Origin of the sequence: Blastopirellula marina DSM 3645 (genome assembly GCF_000153105.1) — a bacterium.
Lineage (GTDB): Bacteria > Planctomycetota > Planctomycetia > Pirellulales > Pirellulaceae > Blastopirellula > Blastopirellula marina.
Genome location: NZ_CH672376.1, coordinates 1224091 through 1242766, shown reverse-complemented (window position 1 = coordinate 1242766; position 18676 = coordinate 1224091). Strand labels below are relative to the sequence as shown.

Genomic DNA, 18676 nt, shown 5'->3' with positions numbered 1-18676 from the left:
CTATCCAATACTCGGAATTGTGCGCACGATCGATTTTCTCAGGAGCTTCCCCCGATGCAAGTCAGCCCCTACCTCTTTTTTCATGGCGATTGTCGAGCCGCGTTTGGGTTTTATGAAAAGCTGCTGGGCGCCAAGATCGAAGCGATTTTGCCCCATGCCGGTTCTCCCGCCGCCGAGCATGTCCCGGACGATTGGCAAGACAAAATCATGCACGCGAGCATAAAGATCGGCGATACGTTGCTGATGGCTTCGGACTGTCCGCCAGAGCAGATGGAGAAGACGCAAGGGTTCAAGGTTTCGTTGCAGATCGACGAACCCTCCGAAGCGGAACGGGTTTTCGCCGGGCTGTCCGAAGGGGGCAAGATCGAGATGCCGCTGCAAGAGACCTTCTGGGCGCTGCGTTTTGGCATGGTGATCGATCGATTCGGCACGCCGTGGATGATCAACTGCCGCAAGCCGGAGTAAGCAGGTCGCATCCCACGGCCGGCTCAAGGAGGGGAAAGCGGCGAGGAACTATTACTTCTTCGCCGCTGCTGGTCGTCTAAGATCTTGTCGATCACGATTGTCGAACACAGGATCGCGACATCATCTTCCCCCTCTTCGGTTTCGATGCCATAGGTATCGGTCCAAGCCCAATACGCTTTGTCGACTTTGGCGACCACACGGTCGTCGCAACGGAACTGATAGCGGTGATCCCAAAAGTCCCCCTGAATGACAAGGCTGTCTCCCTCGACCATCTCCAGCGTAAACTTCTTTGTGAACCAGGTAAAATTCTTCCTCACCTGTGCGAAGCGTTGACCATCACGATGGATTTCGTATTGCGACATCCAGGTCATCAGTTTCTGCTTGATGAACGCCAGCTCGTTTCCTTGCATATCTTGAAACGAGAGCTGATGTCCCCACGAAAAGACTCGCCCTTTGGCCCAGAAAACGGGCTGATGCTGTTCGTCATAGACATGAAGTTGATCACCCCACGCCCAAAACTTCTGTTGCATTACGTACCGCACGGTCTCTCTCTCAGGCAGCCCATTCAATCAATGATATGCGGCATATTGTAATCGCTGCGCTCCGGTGTTTGCTGCACCTGGTCTCGTGTGGACGGCAATCGATAAAAAAAACCGCGGTCCGCATCAGAGCGTCCCGCGGTTTCCCGAAAGGGCGATTTGTCGTGAAACCAACCGGGGGTTGGAAAAGCAGCTTATCTTGATTACTTGGCCGCTTTCTTCTTCGCCTTCTTTTTCGCTTTCTTTTTTGTCCCCGCTTTGGACGCGGCGCCATTTTGGTACATCTCAAAGGCGGGATTATCAACTCGTTTCCACTCTTTTCCGCTGTTCCACGGTCCATCCAGATCTTCGCCCATTTCGCCTTCGCCTGTCGAATCGTTGTAGAACTGATTGACATATTCATCAACAATCGGCATGTCCCCGATTTCGAGCGGACCTTTTCCCATGCTTTCCAACGCAATCCCGAAGGCTTTCATGTGGGTAATCTCGCGTGTCATGAGAAACTTCAGCGCATCTTTCGTGCCGGGATCATCGCAATATTGAATCAAGCGTTCGTAGGTGATTTTCGCCCGCGCTTCGGCCGCCATATTGCTGCGGAGATCGACTTCCAGTTGACCTGTCACTTTTAGATAGTCGGCTGTCCATGGATTTCCCTGAGAATTGTTGAGAGAAACTCCGCCGCCGCCCACCACAGCGATCAAAGGATCGGCTTCCGCCTCATCGCGATCACCGTCTTTTAACGGTTTAAGGTGCATGCGAGCCAAACTGCCGATCACTTCTAAATGGCTCAGTTCTTCGGTGCCGATGTCGAGAAGCAGGTCTTTTCGCTTCGGGTCTTCGCAGTTAATACCTTGGATCGAATACTGCAGCGCAGCGGCAAGTTCGCCGTTGGCGCCGCCAAACTGTTCTAGCAGCATCTTGCCAAATCGCGGGTCAGGCGTACCTACGTCCACGGTATACATCAATTTTTTTACATGGTGATACATGAGATTTACCTTTCGTTGAAAATTCAATTTCAGCAGTGGATTGGATACTCACTCGAGAAACGCGGTTCCGATTTTGCAAGCTACCGACGTTGTGTGAATGAACATCGATCGCACTGATCCTTTGCCGATCAGCAGAACGTTTCGAGACTTGTCGTCTCCGTCCTCTTTTCCTTCAGTTCAAACACGCGCAATTCTCGGATCAGACCGGTGCTTTACGAAGCTTCGCATAATGCAAGATGCATGCCATTTCAAATTGCCGACCGCCCAGCAGAGTCTGATCCGCTCGCCGCGACCCAATAAGAAAGCCGCGAGACGCTTGGAAACGTCTCGCGGCTATGCTGACTGCAAAAGCTCTCGAAAGTTAGGCTCAGCTCCGTTTCGCCGGCTCATTCGCCATCGAAATATCTTCGGCATCGGCCTCTTCGAAGATTTGCTTGGCGCGTTTCGTTTCATCCGAATCTTCGGAATGAACCGAAATCAGCGCGTGCCCTTCGCTGACTTTGCGTTCGTAGAGTTTGGCTTCATATTCCGGAATTCCCATTCCGATCAGACCGCCGGTAACTCCGCCCACCGCTCCGCCGACTGCGGCTCCGGCCAATGCGGCCATGATCGGTCCGGCGGCGATCAGCGGGCCCACCCCGGGAATCGCCAGAGCGCCGATCCCGGCGAGCCAACCGAGTCCGCCCCCTAGAACGGCGCCGGTGCTGACGCCGGTCGTAGCGCCTTCGGGCGCTTTCGTCTGATTATCGACACCGAGTTGATTCGGGCCGGTGTCATCGGGAAATAGCAACGAAATGTCGTTGTTGTCGAAGCCGGACGCTTTCAAGCGTTCGACAATTTTCGTGGCCTGATCAACAGATTTGACTGTGCAAAATACCGCCTTAGACATGGTATTCATCCTAATAGAATGTTGATTTGAAAAGAAAACCGCGTACTCGACGCCTTGCTTCGCCTACTCGACGTCTAGCTCATTGATGACGTTGCCTTTGCCGGCCACCTTCGTGGCGATCTCGTCAATCTGCGCCTTTTCTTCGGACGACTTCACTGGACCGCGCAAAGTCACTTTGCCGGCTTGCGTGATGATCTTGACGTTGTGGGCATTGGTCGACATCTCGGTATCGACGACGCGCGACCGAATGTCGGCCGTGATGTCGATATCCTTTTGATTCTCGTTTTGATTGATCGGGGTTTTTGCAGCATCACTGCGATCCCGTTCATTCATCGCCGTATTGTCCTGATCGACATTCGAATCTGCGTTTTGTTCGACGGGGGCTTCATTGGAGGCGCGATCTTGCATGTTGCAACCTCCGCCGATCCCCAATGCGATGCACGCAGCGATGGTAAAAACTCTCATGGTCATTGCTTCCGGGGGCTCAAAGAAAGTGAAATTCCGCCGTCATTCCAATGGCAAATTGCGTGCCGTTGGAAAGAATGCGACAACGACCACTTTTTTCGATCTAGATCGCATGCCGCAGCGACCTGCACCGCAAGTTCAGAGATCAGCCTGAGCGTCGGTCGCTCGGATTTGCGACCGCAAGCGTGTGTCGCATTGGTAACCACAAGGGTATTGCAGAACGGACTTCGCTCGCCGGTCACCGGAGGCGGCCGGCGAGGTCCTGGCGCTCAACCGCGAAGAGAATGGCCTGGCTCATCATGACAAAAACCGCCAGACGCTTTGCGAGCGCCTAGCGGTTTTTCAGCAGATCGTGCAGCGATCCGTCGTTCGGCGTTCTAGAAGCTGGCCGCGATTTCGGCCGCTTGCCGCTTGGCGTTATCTTTCGCCGGACCGGCGACCTCCGGCGGCGCCAGCATCGGCTCGACCACGATGCTCTTCACGTCGGTAAAGCCAATAAAGCCGAGCAAAAATTCGACATACGACTTTTGAAAGTCGAGCGCCTGCATCTGCTCGCTGGACGTGTATTCTCCGCCGCGAGCATAAATCACCGTGATCGGTTTGCCGGTCACCAGGCCCGTGTAGCCGGTCTCCGGCGAAAAGCTGAAGGCCAACCCCGGTTGGGTGATGACGTCGATCAGGTGCTTCAGTTTATACGGAACGCCAAAGTTCCACATCGGCAGACTCAACACGTATTTGTCAGCCGCATTGAATCGATCGAATACGTCGGTCACTTCTTTCCAAGCGGCGGCTTGCTCCGGCGAGTGATCTTGACCATTCAAAACCTGGTATTTGGCGTCGATCGTATCACCGTCGAATTCCGGCAACGAAGTCGACCACAAGTCCCAGGTCTCGACTTCGTCCGCCGGATTCGCTTCTTGATACTTCGCTATAAACGCTTTCGCCACGGCGATCGAAGCGGAGCGTGCTTTACGGGGAGACGACTCAATATGCAGCAATTTGGCCATTGTGAATTTCCTGTTCTAAACATCAAAACGTTGTAATGAGTTCATTTAAAGTCCGCAGCCGCAGCTAGTTTCCTAGACGCGATCGTCGGCCGCCATTGATCGTTTCCCCTGGCGGGCGATTGGTCTGTACGAAGGCGGCTACTCCGCCGCGACAACTAGGCCAAGATCTTACGAGCCGGCGGAGCTTTGTGGACCATCGTATAGGCGTACTCGATGCCGACGCCATACGCTCCGCCATGTTCGCGGAAGATATCCATCACCGCGTTGTAATGTTCGCGATTGGCCCAATCGCGCTGGAACTCGAGCACCGTCGCGACCGTCGTCATGCGAACCGCGCCGGCTTGGACCATGCGTGATAACGCGGCGTCATGGGCTGCTTGCGATGTTCCGGCGCTGGCGTCTTCCACGACATAGATGTTGTAGCCTGCGGCCAACATGTTGAGGGTCGGCCAGGTAATGCAGACCTCCGTCCAGAGGCCTGACAGGATGATGTTCTTTTTGCCGGTCGCTTCGATCGCTTCGCGGAACGCAGGCGTATCCCACGAGTTCATGCCGGTTCGCTCGATCGGCGATTGAGCGGGAAAGATATCGAGCAATTGCGGCCACATCTCACCGCTAAACGATTCGGTCTCGACCGTGGTCAAAATAACCGGCACGTGAAACTCTTTGGCGCCCTTGGCGAGCAACAGAACATTGTTCATCAACAGTTGACGATCGATCCCGCTGGCGACGCCAAACGCCATTTGCGGTTGGTGATCAATGAAGACGACCACGCTGTTGTCCGCCGTCAAAAGTCCGCCGTCGGTGTGAGCAAGAATGTTGGCCATGATTGGTAATTCCAGTTTCGTAAATGGGGGGATTGCTAAAGAAGATTCGCAAATATGTGTTGCAACATACATCCAGCCAAAAAAAGGGCGGCACGTTACTCCTCACTCTTGCGAGCAGCATAGAGCAACTTGGTCAGCGACTTCAATTGGTCGTCGCTGAAAGCCGCAAACTGAGACTCATGGAGATCGGCGACCGGTTGATCGAGTTTCTTCAAGATCGCACTTCCTTGCTTGGTAAGCGTAACCCACACGACACGGCGATCTTCGGCGCTTCGTTCTCGCTCGACCAGCGCGTTGGCTTCCAGGCGATCGACCAGGCGAGAGATATCGGTTTGAGACGTGATCATCCGCTCGGCGATCTGGTAAGTCTGCATCGGCTTTCCTTCGCCCCGCAAAATGCGCAACGCGTTGTACTGCGGATCCGAAAGGCCGTGCTGTTTCAACAGCCGGGCAAACTGACAAGCAAGCTGCTCATGCGTGCGAACCAGATTCAGATAGGCTTCCTGTTTCAAACTGGTAAACGGAGTTCGCTTGCCGATTTCGGCGGCCAGCCCGTTCTCCTTGTTGTGAGGTGCGTTTGTCATGACCTCGTTATACGTCACGCCATTCTATGTTGCAACATTCATTTTAAAAACATTTCAAGGTTTGCCAAAACCCCTTACCCAATAAGCACTTACCAAACGCCGCAATCCCTGCGAGCCTAGTCGCGGACCTCTAGATTTGGCAGAAATGCCGTCAAAAGTCCCACTAGCGGCAGGAATGAGCAGACATGATAGACGTATTCGATACTCGTCTGATCGGCCAGCCAACCAAGCGCTGCGGCGCCGATGCCGGCGATCCCAAAGGCGAAACCAAAGAACATCCCGGCGATCATGCCCACTTTGCTCGGCATCAGCTCTTGGGCGTACACGATGATCGCCGAAAAAGCGGACGCTAGGATCAAGCCGATCGGCACGGTCAGGACCGCCGTCCAAAACAAATTGGCGTACGGCAAAATCAAGGTGAACGGCAACACGCCGAGAATCGAAAACCAAATCACCGTTTTGAATCCCAGCCGATCGCCGACCGGTCCCCCGCCCAACGTGCCGACCGCAACCGCGCCTAAGAAGACAAACAGATACAACTGAGCCGATTGCACCGGCACGTCAAACTTGTCCATCAGATAGAACGTGTAGTAGCTGCTCAGACTGACCAGGTAGATGTACTTGGAAAAGACCAACATCAGCAGCACGCCGACGGCGCCATACACGCGGCCCGGCGCCAGCGTAGACGTTTGCTCGAGTCCGACTTTACGCGGATTCGCTTTCAGGTCGTTCAAATGACGGTGATACCATCGCCCGACATAGCCCAAGATCATCAGGGCCGCGATCGCGCCGATGGAGAACCACGCGATACTCGGCTGTCCCCAGGGAGCGACCACAAACGCCGCCAACAACGGACCAATCGCCGAGCCTGCGTTGCCTCCTACTTGAAACAACGACTGCGCGAAACCATAGCGTCCGCCCGAGGCGAGCCGCGCCACGCGCGACGCTTCGGGATGAAAGACCGACGAGCCGATCCCGACCATCGCCGCGGCGATCAAGATCGATTCAAAGCTGCCGGCCATCGCCAGCATGTTCAGACCGACCAGCGTAAAGCCCATTCCGACTACTAGCGAATAAGGCCATGGCCGGCGATCGGTCGCCATCCCGACCAGCGGCTGCAACAGCGAAGCGGTCACTTGAAACGTGAACGTGATCAGCCCCACCTGAAAGAATGACAGCGAATAGTTTTCTTTCAACAACGGATAAACCGCAGGCAACAGCGACTGCATCACATCGTTCAGCAGATGCGACACGCTCAGCGCCCCCAGAACGGCGATCACCAACTGCGGGCGACTCACCTTCGCATCGGCAGTTTCGGAGGCAGGAGCGATTTCAGGGGAGACGTCGTTGGCAAGCGTCGATTCGGGGCTTTCGGTCGCCATACAATCAGTTCGAGTCAGGGGTGCATTGGAAAGGGCTGATGGCAGTTGGATGCCGGAGAACGCTGAGGGAGACAGTGCGCCAGGACGCTTGGTTCAGACCCCCAAGAATGGCGACTGCATCCGGCGCTACTCCTCTCCTTCTACTGTAAAGCGTTTCTCATGGACAGTCGTCCCGGCGACGTCCCGATGCCGTAAGGTCAGCCGCGGCGATTCCTCCACACGTTCGACGTCCACACTAAGGAAACCGCCGGCAACCCGCAGAAAGCGATGCTGCGGCCGCAAATTCTCTTGGCTCCATCCGCCAGCATGTTTATCGGTGCTCGGACCGCTGCAAAACTCATGCACGCCGGTGTCGGCGTCGACCGAGTAATATTGCCAATGTCGATCGCCGCACAGGACCAACATCTTTTCGTCCGCGAGAAACTTGCGCACACGGTCCCCTTCGGATCGCCAAACTGCGTTCGAGTGATTGTCGTTCTTTCCTTTCGGACGATCGGGCCCGACGATCGGCGTGGGGCTGATCAAAATCTTGAAGCCCGCGTCTGATGCGGCGACCGTTTCGCGGAGCCATCTCCACTGCGCGTCGCCCCAGATCGATTTTTGAGGACCATCCGCCATGCGGTTAGGACTACGATAGTCACGCCCCTCCATGATCCAAACTTGCAAATCCTTTCCCCATCGAACGGTGCGATAGGGAGCTTCGCCCAACGGGTTCTGCTCGTTAAAGATCGCTAAACCAGCTTCGAAGGTGAGATCTCCATATTTTTGTCCCGGCCACGCGTCATTTTTCAGAATGTCGTGATCGTCCTTCATGAAGTAGCTAGCGACGTTCGGATAGAACTGCCGGTGATACGGCAAATTATCCATCCGATGCCAATGCAGCCGCGCCAGCTCGACGTTGGTCGCCAGCGGTTTCGCATCGTTGTCGTAATAGACGATATCGCCGGTATGGACGAAAAACTGCGGCGCCAACTCCAACATGGGCCGATAGATCTTTTGCCCCTTGCCGGGCGCGTCGATCGTCTCGTATTTGTGACATGAAGTGACGACAAAGCGAATCGGCGCCGGCTCGCTTTCGTGGGGCGCCGTTTCAAACGTGCCGCTGGTTTCGTTTTGGCCAGACTTGTTGTTCGCTTCGACGACATAGCGATATCGGACGCCAGACTTCAACTTGGTCAATGGAAACTGCACCGTGAAGTCCTGCTCTGGCGTCGTCGGCAGCCAATCGGTCGTCTGTTCCGTCTCGCTCTGACCGGCGATCCAATAGCGCACGCGCACTTTCGCCGCCGATCCTGGCAACGCGTACTTTTCGTCACACTGATCCACGGCAGAGGTCCGTGTCCACACGATCGCCGAGTCAGACGTCACTTCGCCTACTTTGGTTCCTCCGCCAAAAAAGGGACCAGTCGGATCGGCGCCAAAACTGGGGGACGCCAGCGTCAACGGCAAACCGGCCGCTAACAACTTGAGGGTCGAGCGACGATGCATCGAATTCTCCAAGCAACGGATGATGGGAGCAAGAAGGGAGCCCGTTAGTATAAGATGAACCGCAAGCCGGGGCGCTTGAGCCGCATGCTACTTGACGCCGACCGGGCGCTGTTTCGTACGCGGCTTAAGCTCGGCAGCCGCTGGCTGAAACCGCGTCAACTCTGGCAACTTGACCTGCACGCCGCCGTCCGGCACGGTTTCTTTCGCCGACCAAATGATGCCGTTCAAGATGCAGCAGCGCAGGTCATCGTTTTCCCAGTTTTTGTAAAAGTGAGGCATGACGATCGCAAATCCGCGGCCGCTATCCTCGCGTTGGACGGCCCACGCGACAATCTCGTTGTGCGGGTTCTCTGGCGGCAACTTTGAAGTCGCGATCGGCGTGACATTGTCGGCCGGGCGATTCTCGGGTCCGCCAAAGTAGTTGAGAATGTACGGCTCATCGTGCAACGTGAACGACTTCCAGCCCCGCAAGATTGGATGTGGGCCGATGGCCGGCTTGATCGTCGCTTGCGGAAAAACCTTGGCGATCCCCTGATGATGCGGACAAGTGCCGTTGGCGAAATATCCCCCAAGCCAACGCAGCAGCGGATGATCGCCGTCGGCAGTCACATCTTCACCCCAGAGTCCCGTCGCATAATGAACGCAAACGATACCGCAGCCGCGCTGCATCATCGCATCGAGCTGCGCTAAGATCTTCTTCGTCTCGGGCATGCGCTGCGGCGGAAAGGTGTCTCCCAAAAAGACGACCGTGCTGGCCTGATCCAGCAACGTCTCTTCTTGGGGCCACTCATAGACCACGTCCGCTTTTATGTCGTCGACACCGCTTTGCTCGATGCAATACTTCAACAACCGCCCGCCGGCGGCGACTTCATGCGATCCAGGCGGATGCGAACTGGGACCGACTACAATCAACACTTGCGTCGGTTCCGCCGCCCAGAGCGACGTTGCAATCAACCCGACAAACGCCAGGGCCAGCGATCGTTTATACATTTTCCGTCTCGGCACGAGTAATGGATACGTTCATTATAAGGTCGCTCGACAGCCGCTTCCAACCGCTTGGCCAACGTGGGAAAAGCCATCTGCGGCTAGCAATTGCAACAGCCCGCGATTGATTCGACCGACGACGCCAGGGCCTTCGTAAACCAGCGCTGTGTAGATCTGAATCAACGATGCGCCGAGTCCCATCTTTTCGTAGGCGTCGGCCGCCGAAAAGACGCCTCCACCCCCGATGATGACATACCGGTCGCGCGGCATCCGTTGATACATCTCTGCGATACAACGATTGCTGAGCGCCGCGACCGGCTGGCCAGCGACGGCGCCAGGCATCTTTTCCCAAACTTGGCGCGGCGTCGTCAGCGCTAACGACGCCGCTTTGCCGACCGGCAAGTTGAACAGAAACCCGCGTACCGCGGCGAACGGTTCGCATTCTTCGAGGAGGCGCTCGATCTCAGCTGGATCGGGATTGGGCGCGACCTTCAAGAAGAGAGGACAAGCGATCTCCAACGGCAGCAGCGCCGTCAGCAACTGTCGAATAGAACCTGGTTGAGCAAAGAAGTCTTTCCCGCCGGCTGCGTTCGGACAACTGAGATTGAGCGTCAAATAGCTCGCATGTCGATGCACGGCCTGGGCGCTGCAAACATAGTCGTCCACGATTCGCTCGGCCGAACTTGCCGCGGCGTCAGGTCCCTGGTTCGTCTTCACCAGGTTGACCCCCAAGGGACGCCGAATCCGATGTTTCGCCAATCGCTGGGCGATCACTTCGGCCCCGTCGTTAGGTAAACCGTAGTTCACCACGATGGCGCGATCCTGTGGCAAGCGAAAGAGTCGCGGGCGCCGATTCCCCAGCGACGCAGCGGCCGAAATCGATCCGATCTCGGCGAAGCCAAATCCCCAACTATCCAACAGCCGCAGCGCATGGCCGTTCTTGTCCCAGCCGGCGGCTAGTCCGACAGGATTGGGAAAAGTAAGCCCGGCGACGTTCGATTCCAGCGGCGAAGCAGCGAAGTCGTACCAGGCGCGCATCAGTTGCGGCGCCAGCGGAATCGCGCCAGCGATCCGACACGCGGCGATTGTCGCATGATGCGCCGTCTCTGCATCCCAGTGAAACAAGAGCGGTCGCAGGATTGAACGATACAAATTCATAAGCTGGATCGTGACCCGATTCCTCACGCACTGTCGACACGCGACTGACTTCTTGTTGACCGCCGGAAGCAAGCGGGACGAAACTCTGTTTCCATTCGCAGCAACTCCCCATCGTACATGCCGCGGCGTTGATCGGTTCACTTATAAGCAAACTTCAATGGGAGCCGATCAACAAGCTGCAAACTTCACTTTCCCGCTTCACGGTTTTCTTCAAACACTGCCGGCAGAATCGACACTTCCCTTGCTCTCTGACTAACGGTGTTCCGCATAGTTAGCCAAGTTGCTCAACACAGGGACTGCGTCAACCTATGTTTGCACATCGCCCCCCGCAGCAAGGGATCGAAAAGACTGTTTACCAAGCCGGGATCTTAAGTTACATGAGCATCAAACGGAAAATCATCGCCCAAGTAACGCTCAGCTGTTTGGCGTTAGCGTTTATCGCCGGACTCGGCTGGCGAACTTCCAGCTATCTCTTGGGACAACTTGATCGCGTTGTGGATGAGAAGTTTGTCCACTTGATTGACAATGAGATTGCTCCGCTGATCGAAGATGAGATGCTGCCGGTGATCAATAAAGATCTGCCGGAACTTCGACAAATGCAGGAAAGCATCGAACTGATGCTGCAAGCCGACCGCGACGTTCATCAAGCGATTATTGCCGAAAAACTGGCCCTGGCCGCTTCTAATAAAGAACAATTCGCCGCGGCGAAAGCGACGCAGGAAGAAAACATCGCGCAGGCCGACGCGCGTCTCCGTCTGGCCGCTGAAGGAATGAATGATTCCGAAGTCCGCGTCGTCTACGACGGGCTGATGGCCAAATTCAAGCTCTGGACTGAAGCGTCGCGCAAGATCTTCGTCGACGCGGAAGAGATTGCGAAAAAGGACGAAGTCCGCCAGGCGAGCGACTATGGTTACGGTTTGGAATCCTTCAGCGATTTCCGCGGTCGATTGGACGCCGTGACCGAAGCTCAGGAAGCGTCGCTTGCGCGTACGCGAGCCAAATTGGAAGCGAAACAAGAGCGAATCGCCCTCAAACGAGCCCAAGCGAACGATGCTCGTGACAACGTTTTGGCGACCGCGGTGGAGATTCGCGCTGAAGCGGCGCAGAATATCTTGGTGCTTTGCACGCTCGGCGGCATCTCGATCGTCGCCATGTTGATCTTTGGCTGGCTGATGGCGCGCTCGATCCTCAATCCGTTGACCGCGACCACCAAAATGCTGGACGAAATCGCCCAGGGGGACGGCGATTTGACCCAGCGATTGCCGGAAAACAAACACGACGAACTAGGCCGTTTGGCTGGTTCTTTCAACCTGTTTGTCAGCAAGATTCAAGAAATTGTGCGCGAACTGATGGGAGACACGCATACGCTCTCCAGTTCGTCGCAGATGCTGCAGACGACATCAGGTCGTATGACCGAAGGCGCCGAGAACACGCAACGTCAATCGACCAGCGTCGCAGCCGCCGCGGAAGAGATGTCGGTCAACATGGAAACGATTTCGACGACTACCAGCGAGATGAACCGCACCATCGAATCGGTCGCCGCCGCAGTCGAAGAGATGACCTCGAGTATTGTCGAAATTGCCCGCAACGCCGAGAACGCGACCAACACGTCGCGGGAAGCTTCGCAGTTGGTCGCAGCGAGCAACACGACGGTTTCGGCGCTCGGTCAGGCCGCGATCGAAATTGGCAAAGTGACCGAAGTCATCCAGGAAATCGCCGAGCAAACCAACCTGCTGGCCCTCAACGCGACGATCGAAGCGGCCCGCGCCGGCGACGCCGGCAAGGGGTTCGCCGTGGTCGCGACCGAAGTCAAAGACCTGGCTCGCCAAACGGCGACGGCGACCGAAGACATTCGCCAACGGATCTCGCGAATTCAAGACTCGTCGCAAAACGCGGTCGATTCGATCGGCCGCGTGCTGGGCGTCATTCAGAATGTCGATTCCGTCTCTCGTTCGATCGCCGCAGCGGTCGAAGAGCAAAGCATCGCGACGAAGGAGATTTCGCGCAACCTGTCCAATGCGTCGTCGAATGTCCGCGGCGTGACGATCAGCCTTGAGCAATCGACGCAGGCCAGCACCGAAGTCAGTCGCAACATTGTGGGCGTGAAGAAGTCGGCCGACGACGCCGCCGACGATTCGGCGCAAACGCGGAACGTCAGCCTCGAACTGACGCGCGTCGCCGACAAGATTCAGAAAATGGTGGGTCAGTTCCGCTGCTAGTCCGCGGCCCCGCCGAGACCTCAAACTCTCCCAAAGACCGCTTTCGCTTGGAAAGCGGTCTTTGTTTTTGCGCCGGCGCTCGCCGTGAGCGAGGGAATAATCGGCGCCATCCTTGCAACCGCTACAAGCCGACGACGATTCTCCAACAAGCGGCTGCATTTTACGCGTTGGCGAATTTGTGACGTAAGGTTGCCATGAAGAGACAACGGCTCCGCAAATCCTGCCGGCAATTCCGATATGCGCGAATACCTCCTAACTTCGTTCAAAAACGTAGAGCAGTTCGTCGGGCGAATGGACTCGAGTGACTGGACCTACGTTTTCATATTTGTAGTAATTTTCGGCGTGATCTGCATGCGCGGCGTTGGAAATCGCACCAACGCCTAACCGTGTCCCCAGACTGCTCCCCCCCATCGCCTAGAGTGCAGCTCGAGAGGAGATTCGAGAAATGGAAAACTGGATGCTTGGAATCCCGGTCCCGGTCGCCTTGGCGCTAGTTGCGCTGATCGGCTACTTTTTAGGGAAACGCAACGCCAACGCTGCTGTCGCCGAACAAAGCCGCGCGCGTCGCGAAGTAAAACGAGCCCAAGCGGTCATTCGTCAACTCGAAGACATTTCTCGCGACGTTCGCCGCAACCTGGCGACGCACCAGAACAGCATTCTGCACTTCAAAGAACGCATCAACGAGCTGAGCGACACGCAAGACACCCAAGCTTGGCAAAACCTCTGCGAAGAAGCGGAGCAGATGCTCAGCCCCACGATGCGACTTTCTTCGCAGATCGCCAACGCGTATGACGAGATCCGTCAACAAGCCAATCTGCTGATGACCTTCACCGAGTCGCGCACCGATCCATTGACGGGATTGAGCAATCGCCGTGCGTTGGATGACTCGCTGGAAAATATGATCGGGATGAAGTCGCGCTACGATTTCACTTTCACGCTCTGCATCTTTGACGTCGATCACTTTAAACGAGTCAACGATCAGCATGGCCACCTGCACGGCGACCGCGTGTTGGTGGAAGTGTCGAACCTGATCGACAACTGCGTCCGCGAGACCGACATTGTCACCCGCTACGGCGGCGAAGAGTTTGTCGTGCTCATGCCGTCGACCGACGTCTATGGCGCTTGTATCTTCGCCGAGCGTTTACGGACCAGCGCCGAAGCGCAGCTGGGCGTAACCATCAGCGGCGGACTTGCGCAAGTGCGCCGTGAAGACGAAGCGCGCACCTTGTTGGCTCGCGCCGACGCCGCGCTCTATCGCGCCAAAGCGAACGGCCGCAACTGCAACTTTTACCACGACGGAACCCGCATTCTCAGCTGCTTAGACATCGATCTGGAAGCCGAAACGGACTCGACGGACGAAGCCGAAACGCTGCTCTTAGAAGTTCGCGACCTAGAGCAACTGCACGGCGTGAACGAAACGATCACGTCGCCAAGCAATTCGCATAGCCCGGCGTAGCGCCAGGCCGCTTGCTGAATTTCGGCATGACGCGGCGCGTGCTACCAGTGCCCGGCTTGTCGGCTGTAACCGAGCTTTTCGGCTTGTTGCATGTCTTGCTTCGCATCGTCGCTGCGGTCCAGCGCTTGCAGCGTTTCAGCGCGATGATGATAGAGGACGCCTAATGCGCCTCGCATCTGCTGCAGACTCGCCTGTTTCGCCGTCTCCCAGATATCTTCTTTGTCTTCGTAGGCCAGGATCTCCGCTTCGAACAACGGGATCGCGTTGTTGAGATCGCTCAACGCTCCTTGATCGTCGCCGGCGAGATGCTTCAGATAGCCGCGCGTATCGAGATACGAAGCTTCGATTCCATAGATCTGCAACGCCTGGTTGATGTCATCGAGGGCTTGATCCAACGACTCTTGCGGCAAATCGGCGCCGTCGGACCAAGCGAGCGCGGTTGCGTAGGCCCTCTGATTCAGCGCGCTGTGCAGTTGAAACTCGTCGACCTTCGCTTTCTCGATCAACTGATCGGTCAGCGTCAACGCTTTCTCATGGGCTCCCATTCGCGACAGGAAATAGCTTGCTCGCGCGAGATCGCTGGGATCGTCGGACAATAAATCTTCGGACTTCTCGATTAGCGCGATCGCGTCCTCTTTTCGCTCGATGCGAAAGAGGAGCTCGGCCATACGTAGATGCATCTGGGGAGAATCGCCGCTCCAATCTAGCGCTTGCTCGCCGAGCCGCACGGCGGCGTCGTTGTCGCCGGCATCCAGCTTCTCGAGGGCCGAAGCCCAATACCACTGGGCGACCAGCGCCGGCCGGAATAATTGCGAGAGAATCGCGGCGACGATAACCGCCAAGATCACATAGCGTACAAGAGGTAAACGTGATTTCACAAGCAGCTCATCCTTTTGGCCGTGGCCGGGGTCTGACGCGGCTGGCGGCATTTCTTTCCCGATTTTGCAGCTTCGTCAACCGTAACATTCGCCATCGTCGCTGGCCATGGGAGAGGCTCGATTCAGGCCCGCCAAACCGCGGCAAAGTCGCTTTTTTGCGGTCAAACAAGGGGCGCCGGCGCTGTAACCGGCCTGATTTTCGTTGCCGATATTGGGGTCAGAGCGTAAGATCAGCTCTACGATTCTGGCGTACGGCAGCGAGTGCCCGGCTTGCCGTTCTTCTCGCGGCGCGCCATCCTACTTTCCAACTGCACTGTCGGGGCCCATTGCTCTTTCGAGGAAAGGAGACAGCCATGCCGCTGTACGAAATCGAGACGAACGCTCACATCCTGATTACCTGGGCCGAAGACGAAGCCCAGGCCAAGATCGTCGTCAACGATAACTACCCCAATGACGATGTGATCCGACTCACCAAGCGTCCTCGCAATAGCTGGGTAATCTCCAAAGCGGCCTTGGGACTGACCGATCAACGCGTGGACCCTTGTTTGGTCGCTCGCGACTGTCTCTCGAAGGCGGAGGGGGACAAAGTCCACGCTATTCGCTTATATATGAATGAGACAGGGGTTGATTTGGACAAAGCCCGCAAAGCGATCGAGTCCAACATGGTTCTCGGCTGGTAATTCAGCGAACCTACGAAATACCGCTCTTGTCCCATTTTGTCTTAATGGATACTACATTCTGACTCGATGAAAATAGCATCGCAGTAAGTTTGGGGACAACGGAGCGAGATTACCATGAGCCTGGATTGGCAAGAATCGACGATCGCCGTCAGCGTGCCTGGGGGGGATCCGCGACATTTTCGCGTTCAATACTTTGACACCAAAGAGATGTTTTGGCACCGCCACGACGTCTACAACACGCGAATCGACGCCGAGGAAGCTTTGCAGCAACTTGCTAGCAAAGGCCTAAAGTGCCGGATTCTCGAATTTGGCTCGTGTGCTGCCGCCCGCTAAGGGTCACGACAGCAAACGAGCGCCGGACGACGAGAGTATCATCAGGCGTCGAACTGCCCTTCGGCGCCGCTGCTGTTTCTTGGCGCCGAAGAGCGTTGTCTTAGCCGAAGCCGCTCTTAAGATTTGAGCAATTGGACTTGGCCATTGGAGAGTTCGTAGTACGAGCTCACGATCTTCAGAGCGCCCGATTTGACGCGTTCCGGCAAAATCGGCCCACTCGTTTCTAAGCTCATCGCCGTCTGAACCGCATTGGCCTTGGTGACATTCACCAGCTTGTCTCCCGGCTTCCCCTTCACCTGGCGAACGACCGGTCGGATGTAGTCGACCAGGCCTTCGATCGATCCCGGCAGTGATTCGTTGTTCTCGATATGCTCAATCGCCGCTTCGCACGCGCCGCAGCTGCTATGCCCCATGACCATGATCAGGCTAGAACCGAGCACGGCGACCGCATATTCGATGCTGCCCATCAGCGTCGGCCCCGAGCCGACGATATTGCCGGCAACACGCAAGACGAAGAGCCCGCCGATCGGTTGATCGAAAACCAGCTCGGGCGCAACTCGAGAGTCCGCACAAGCCAGAATGATCGCTGGCGGCGCCTGACCCTTTGCATCTCTCGCGAAATCGGCCGGCGTACGCGGCATGACCTTGGTCTTGCCGTTGGCGAAACGCTCATTGCCGGCGACCAGCTTCGCGAGCACATCGCTGGGATCCATCGCAGCAGCCGGCTCTGCAGCTCGCAGCGTTGAATACGCGCCCATGCTAGCGGCGCCAACTGCAAGTCCTACGCTTTGAACAAACTCTCGACGCGAAGTCGGTTGCGAATCGCACATATTTCTATCTCTCCGGAATGAGCATCAGTTGCTTGTTGACGAACTACCAAGACGGGCGCGTATCGCCCTAGCGCAGAGTTTCTCCCTGCGAACCGGCAAGACGGTTAGAAAAACCTAGCTTTTAACTGGCCCCAGGCGCACCAAAAGAGTCCCAAAAAATCAATATTCTCCTCTTCCGTTCGCCACAAACGGATCCGCGCGCAAAAAAAGACCTCGCACCAGGCGAGGTCTTTCGATGTCTTGTATCAACTCAGAGCGATTAGTATCCGCCCGAGTAACGCGATCCTGCCGACGTGGCGCCGCCGACGGTCGGGCTGCTCGTGCTGGCCGACGGATAGGTCGAACCGCTCGTGCTCGGGTAGTTCGACGTGCTCGGCGGATAGGTGCTGGCCGGCGTCGAGCCGCTGGTCGCATAGTCGCTGGTGCCGCCGGGGCGATAGTGCGGAGTCGATCCGGTCGACGAAGCGCCGGCCGAAGACGATTGATAGCTGGCCGGGCTGTTGTAGCTCGAAGATCCAGTTCCCGTTCCCTGGTAGCTGCCGCCGGTCGAAGGATACTGCGAGCCCCCAGTGCTCGGGTAACCGCCGCTGCCGGTCGAAGGATACTGCGAACCGCCGGTGCTTGGATAACCGTTGCCGGTCGAAGGATACTGCGAGCCGCTGGTGCTCGGGTAACTGCTGCTGCCGGTCGTCGGAGCATAGCTGGCCGGAACGGCGCCGCTGGTCGAAGCGGAAGGATAACCGCCGGCGCTCGGCTGACCATAGCTGCTCGGCATCGAAGTGCTCGGCTGCGAATAGCCCGGAGCGCTTGTCGCCGAAGCGGTATAAGCCGCGGCTCCTTGCGAAGCGTAAGGGTTGCTGACCGGTTGGGTCATCCCTTGTGGATAGCTCGATTGAGCGGCGGCCGACGCGCTGCTGGGATAGCCCGTCGAGGCCTGTCCTTGCGAAGCGGCGTAAAAACCATTTTGCGGAGCGGCCTGCGAACCCATGCCGGGATAGGCGCCGCCGTACGACGGGGAGCTGCTGGCTCCGGAGGTCGCCGCGTAGTTGGGCGTCACGCTGCCGTTGGAATTGCGGGCCATCGCCGACGAGCTGGGCATCGGCGTCGAAGTTGCCGACGGCGACGAAGCGGTCGCATTGTACGGAGGAGCCTGCGAAGTAGCGACGTTCGAAACGTCGGGCCCCTTCTTGCTAGCCCACCAACCCATGCCGCTCTTGCAGCCCACGGACGGTAAAACAGCGGCGGCGAGCAACGCCGCACCCAATGTCCACTTTTCGATTTGCACTCGCATAGCTCACGCGCCTTTGGCTTTGTGAGGCGGCATCGCACCAGAAAGCACGTCCCTGTGCTCGTCTGCGGCCTCGTCCCTGAGTGATTTGTATTTCTTCCGCCGCATGCAGCGGCGACTTCCCTGTAAACTTTAGAGTCGTCCTCAAAAGGAGCGGCTCATTAACCATTCCGACCCGTTTTATCGGAAAAGTCCCCCGCGCGTTTTGCGCCGGCTTG

At 56.8% G+C, this 18676-nt stretch carries 19 protein-coding genes; 5 read left to right on the top strand and 14 right to left on the bottom strand.

Going from position 1 to position 18676, the window contains the following annotated elements; translation table 11 throughout:
* Window positions 1-54: 54 nt before the first annotated feature.
* Window positions 55-465, top strand: coding sequence for a VOC family protein (locus DSM3645_RS06855; RefSeq protein WP_002651353.1), 411 nt, complete (start codon window positions 55-57; stop codon window positions 463-465).
* A 23-nt stretch (window positions 466-488) separates the two neighbouring features.
* Here DSM3645_RS06855 and DSM3645_RS06850 read toward each other — a convergent pair whose 3' ends face one another.
* The 11 genes from DSM3645_RS06850 to DSM3645_RS06800 form a co-directional block, all read right to left on the bottom strand.
* Window positions 489-1007 (bottom strand): LURP-one-related/scramblase family protein, encoded by a 519-nt coding sequence (locus DSM3645_RS06850; RefSeq protein WP_131282292.1) that lies wholly within the window; start codon window positions 1005-1007, stop codon window positions 489-491.
* A gap of 200 nt (window positions 1008-1207) precedes the next feature.
* The gene (locus DSM3645_RS06845) at window positions 1208-1990 is read right to left on the bottom strand and encodes a manganese catalase family protein (RefSeq protein ID WP_002651351.1); all 783 of its coding nucleotides are present in this window, start codon (window positions 1988-1990) and stop codon (window positions 1208-1210) included.
* A 367-nt stretch (window positions 1991-2357) separates the two neighbouring features.
* Complete coding sequence (locus tag DSM3645_RS06840; RefSeq protein WP_040351671.1) at window positions 2358-2879, bottom strand: hypothetical protein; 522 nt, start codon at window positions 2877-2879, stop codon at window positions 2358-2360.
* 63 nt (window positions 2880-2942) lie between these two features.
* Window positions 2943-3344, bottom strand: coding sequence for a BON domain-containing protein (locus DSM3645_RS06835; protein ID WP_202594927.1), 402 nt, complete (start codon window positions 3342-3344; stop codon window positions 2943-2945).
* Between the two features lie 377 nt (window positions 3345-3721).
* Complete coding sequence (locus tag DSM3645_RS06830; RefSeq protein WP_002651348.1) at window positions 3722-4351, bottom strand: FMN-dependent NADH-azoreductase; 630 nt, start codon at window positions 4349-4351, stop codon at window positions 3722-3724.
* 155 nt (window positions 4352-4506) lie between these two features.
* The gene (locus DSM3645_RS06825; protein ID WP_002651347.1) at window positions 4507-5178 is read right to left on the bottom strand and encodes a hydrolase; all 672 of its coding nucleotides are present in this window, start codon (window positions 5176-5178) and stop codon (window positions 4507-4509) included.
* Between the two features lie 95 nt (window positions 5179-5273).
* Window positions 5274-5762 (bottom strand): MarR family winged helix-turn-helix transcriptional regulator, encoded by a 489-nt coding sequence (locus tag DSM3645_RS06820; RefSeq protein WP_002651346.1) that lies wholly within the window; start codon window positions 5760-5762, stop codon window positions 5274-5276.
* Window positions 5763-5878: 116 nt separating this feature from the next.
* Window positions 5879-7144, bottom strand: coding sequence for an MFS transporter (locus tag DSM3645_RS06815; RefSeq protein WP_002651345.1), 1266 nt, complete (start codon window positions 7142-7144; stop codon window positions 5879-5881).
* A 126-nt stretch (window positions 7145-7270) separates the two neighbouring features.
* Window positions 7271-8632, bottom strand: coding sequence for an alkaline phosphatase D family protein (locus DSM3645_RS06810; RefSeq protein WP_116344373.1), 1362 nt, complete (start codon window positions 8630-8632; stop codon window positions 7271-7273).
* An 87-nt stretch (window positions 8633-8719) separates the two neighbouring features.
* Entirely contained in the window at window positions 8720-9622 is a 903-nt protein-coding gene (locus DSM3645_RS06805) for a ThuA domain-containing protein (protein ID WP_002651343.1), read from the bottom strand.
* A 33-nt stretch (window positions 9623-9655) separates the two neighbouring features.
* The gene (locus tag DSM3645_RS06800) at window positions 9656-10774 is read right to left on the bottom strand and encodes a quinone-dependent dihydroorotate dehydrogenase (protein WP_002651342.1); all 1119 of its coding nucleotides are present in this window, start codon (window positions 10772-10774) and stop codon (window positions 9656-9658) included.
* 308 nt (window positions 10775-11082) lie between these two features.
* Here DSM3645_RS06800 and DSM3645_RS27825 point away from each other — a divergent pair, with 308 nt between their 5' ends.
* Both DSM3645_RS27825 and DSM3645_RS27820 read left to right on the top strand, forming a co-directional pair.
* A complete protein-coding gene (locus DSM3645_RS27825; protein ID WP_002651341.1) occupies window positions 11083-12993 on the top strand; it encodes a methyl-accepting chemotaxis protein in 1911 nt (636 codons plus the stop codon).
* A gap of 445 nt (window positions 12994-13438) precedes the next feature.
* Window positions 13439-14449 carry a GGDEF domain-containing protein gene (locus DSM3645_RS27820; protein WP_002651339.1) on the top strand — a complete coding sequence of 337 codons (1011 nt, stop codon included), beginning with the start codon at window positions 13439-13441 and terminating at the stop codon, window positions 14447-14449.
* Between the two features lie 41 nt (window positions 14450-14490).
* On the opposite strand, the gene DSM3645_RS06785 is transcribed toward DSM3645_RS27820, so the two are convergent.
* The gene (locus tag DSM3645_RS06785) at window positions 14491-15327 is read right to left on the bottom strand and encodes a tetratricopeptide repeat protein (protein ID WP_161603303.1); all 837 of its coding nucleotides are present in this window, start codon (window positions 15325-15327) and stop codon (window positions 14491-14493) included.
* A 353-nt stretch (window positions 15328-15680) separates the two neighbouring features.
* Here DSM3645_RS06785 and DSM3645_RS06780 point away from each other — a divergent pair, with 353 nt between their 5' ends.
* Together DSM3645_RS06780 and DSM3645_RS06775 are read left to right on the top strand one after the other, a co-directional pair.
* Entirely contained in the window at window positions 15681-16007 is a 327-nt protein-coding gene (locus DSM3645_RS06780) for a DUF6793 family protein (RefSeq protein WP_002651337.1), read from the top strand.
* Window positions 16008-16121: 114 nt separating this feature from the next.
* Complete coding sequence (locus DSM3645_RS06775; RefSeq protein WP_002651336.1) at window positions 16122-16340, top strand: hypothetical protein; 219 nt, start codon at window positions 16122-16124, stop codon at window positions 16338-16340.
* 116 nt (window positions 16341-16456) lie between these two features.
* On the opposite strand, the gene DSM3645_RS06770 is transcribed toward DSM3645_RS06775, so the two are convergent.
* Both DSM3645_RS06770 and DSM3645_RS06765 read right to left on the bottom strand, forming a co-directional pair.
* Complete coding sequence (locus DSM3645_RS06770) at window positions 16457-17098, bottom strand: carbonic anhydrase (RefSeq protein WP_202594926.1); 642 nt, start codon at window positions 17096-17098, stop codon at window positions 16457-16459.
* 331 nt (window positions 17099-17429) lie between these two features.
* Window positions 17430-18461 (bottom strand): hypothetical protein, encoded by a 1032-nt coding sequence (locus tag DSM3645_RS06765; protein ID WP_002651334.1) that lies wholly within the window; start codon window positions 18459-18461, stop codon window positions 17430-17432.
* Window positions 18462-18676 lie beyond the last annotated feature (215 nt).

Excerpts from the sequence above, each read along its gene's own strand:
- DSM3645_RS06810 (WP_116344373.1), bottom strand. The coding sequence starts at position 8,632 with ATGCATCGTCGCTCGACCCTCAAGTTGTTAGCGGCCGGTTTGCCGTTG.
- DSM3645_RS06815 (WP_002651345.1), bottom strand. The coding sequence starts at position 7,144 with ATGGCGACCGAAAGCCCCGAATCGACGCTTGCCAACGACGTCTCCCCT.
- DSM3645_RS06780 (WP_002651337.1), top strand. The coding sequence starts at position 15,681 with ATGCCGCTGTACGAAATCGAGACGAACGCTCACATCCTGATTACCTGG.
- DSM3645_RS06775 (WP_002651336.1), top strand. The coding sequence starts at position 16,122 with ATGAGCCTGGATTGGCAAGAATCGACGATCGCCGTCAGCGTGCCTGGG.
- DSM3645_RS27825 (WP_002651341.1), top strand. The coding sequence starts at position 11,083 with ATGTTTGCACATCGCCCCCCGCAGCAAGGGATCGAAAAGACTGTTTAC.
- DSM3645_RS06835 (WP_202594927.1), bottom strand. The coding sequence starts at position 3,344 with ATGAGAGTTTTTACCATCGCTGCGTGCATCGCATTGGGGATCGGCGGA.
- DSM3645_RS06845 (WP_002651351.1), bottom strand. The coding sequence starts at position 1,990 with ATGTATCACCATGTAAAAAAATTGATGTATACCGTGGACGTAGGTACG.
- DSM3645_RS06800 (WP_002651342.1), bottom strand. The coding sequence starts at position 10,774 with ATGAATTTGTATCGTTCAATCCTGCGACCGCTCTTGTTTCACTGGGAT.
- DSM3645_RS06805 (WP_002651343.1), bottom strand. The coding sequence starts at position 9,622 with ATGTATAAACGATCGCTGGCCCTGGCGTTTGTCGGGTTGATTGCAACG.
- DSM3645_RS06820 (WP_002651346.1), bottom strand. The coding sequence starts at position 5,762 with ATGACAAACGCACCTCACAACAAGGAGAACGGGCTGGCCGCCGAAATC.
- DSM3645_RS06840 (WP_040351671.1), bottom strand. The coding sequence starts at position 2,879 with ATGTCTAAGGCGGTATTTTGCACAGTCAAATCTGTTGATCAGGCCACG.
- DSM3645_RS06825 (WP_002651347.1), bottom strand. The coding sequence starts at position 5,178 with ATGGCCAACATTCTTGCTCACACCGACGGCGGACTTTTGACGGCGGAC.
- DSM3645_RS06765 (WP_002651334.1), bottom strand. The coding sequence starts at position 18,461 with ATGCGAGTGCAAATCGAAAAGTGGACATTGGGTGCGGCGTTGCTCGCC.
- DSM3645_RS27820 (WP_002651339.1), top strand. The coding sequence starts at position 13,439 with ATGGAAAACTGGATGCTTGGAATCCCGGTCCCGGTCGCCTTGGCGCTA.
- DSM3645_RS06855 (WP_002651353.1), top strand. The coding sequence starts at position 55 with ATGCAAGTCAGCCCCTACCTCTTTTTTCATGGCGATTGTCGAGCCGCG.
- DSM3645_RS06830 (WP_002651348.1), bottom strand. The coding sequence starts at position 4,351 with ATGGCCAAATTGCTGCATATTGAGTCGTCTCCCCGTAAAGCACGCTCC.
- DSM3645_RS06770 (WP_202594926.1), bottom strand. The coding sequence starts at position 17,098 with ATGGGCGCGTATTCAACGCTGCGAGCTGCAGAGCCGGCTGCTGCGATG.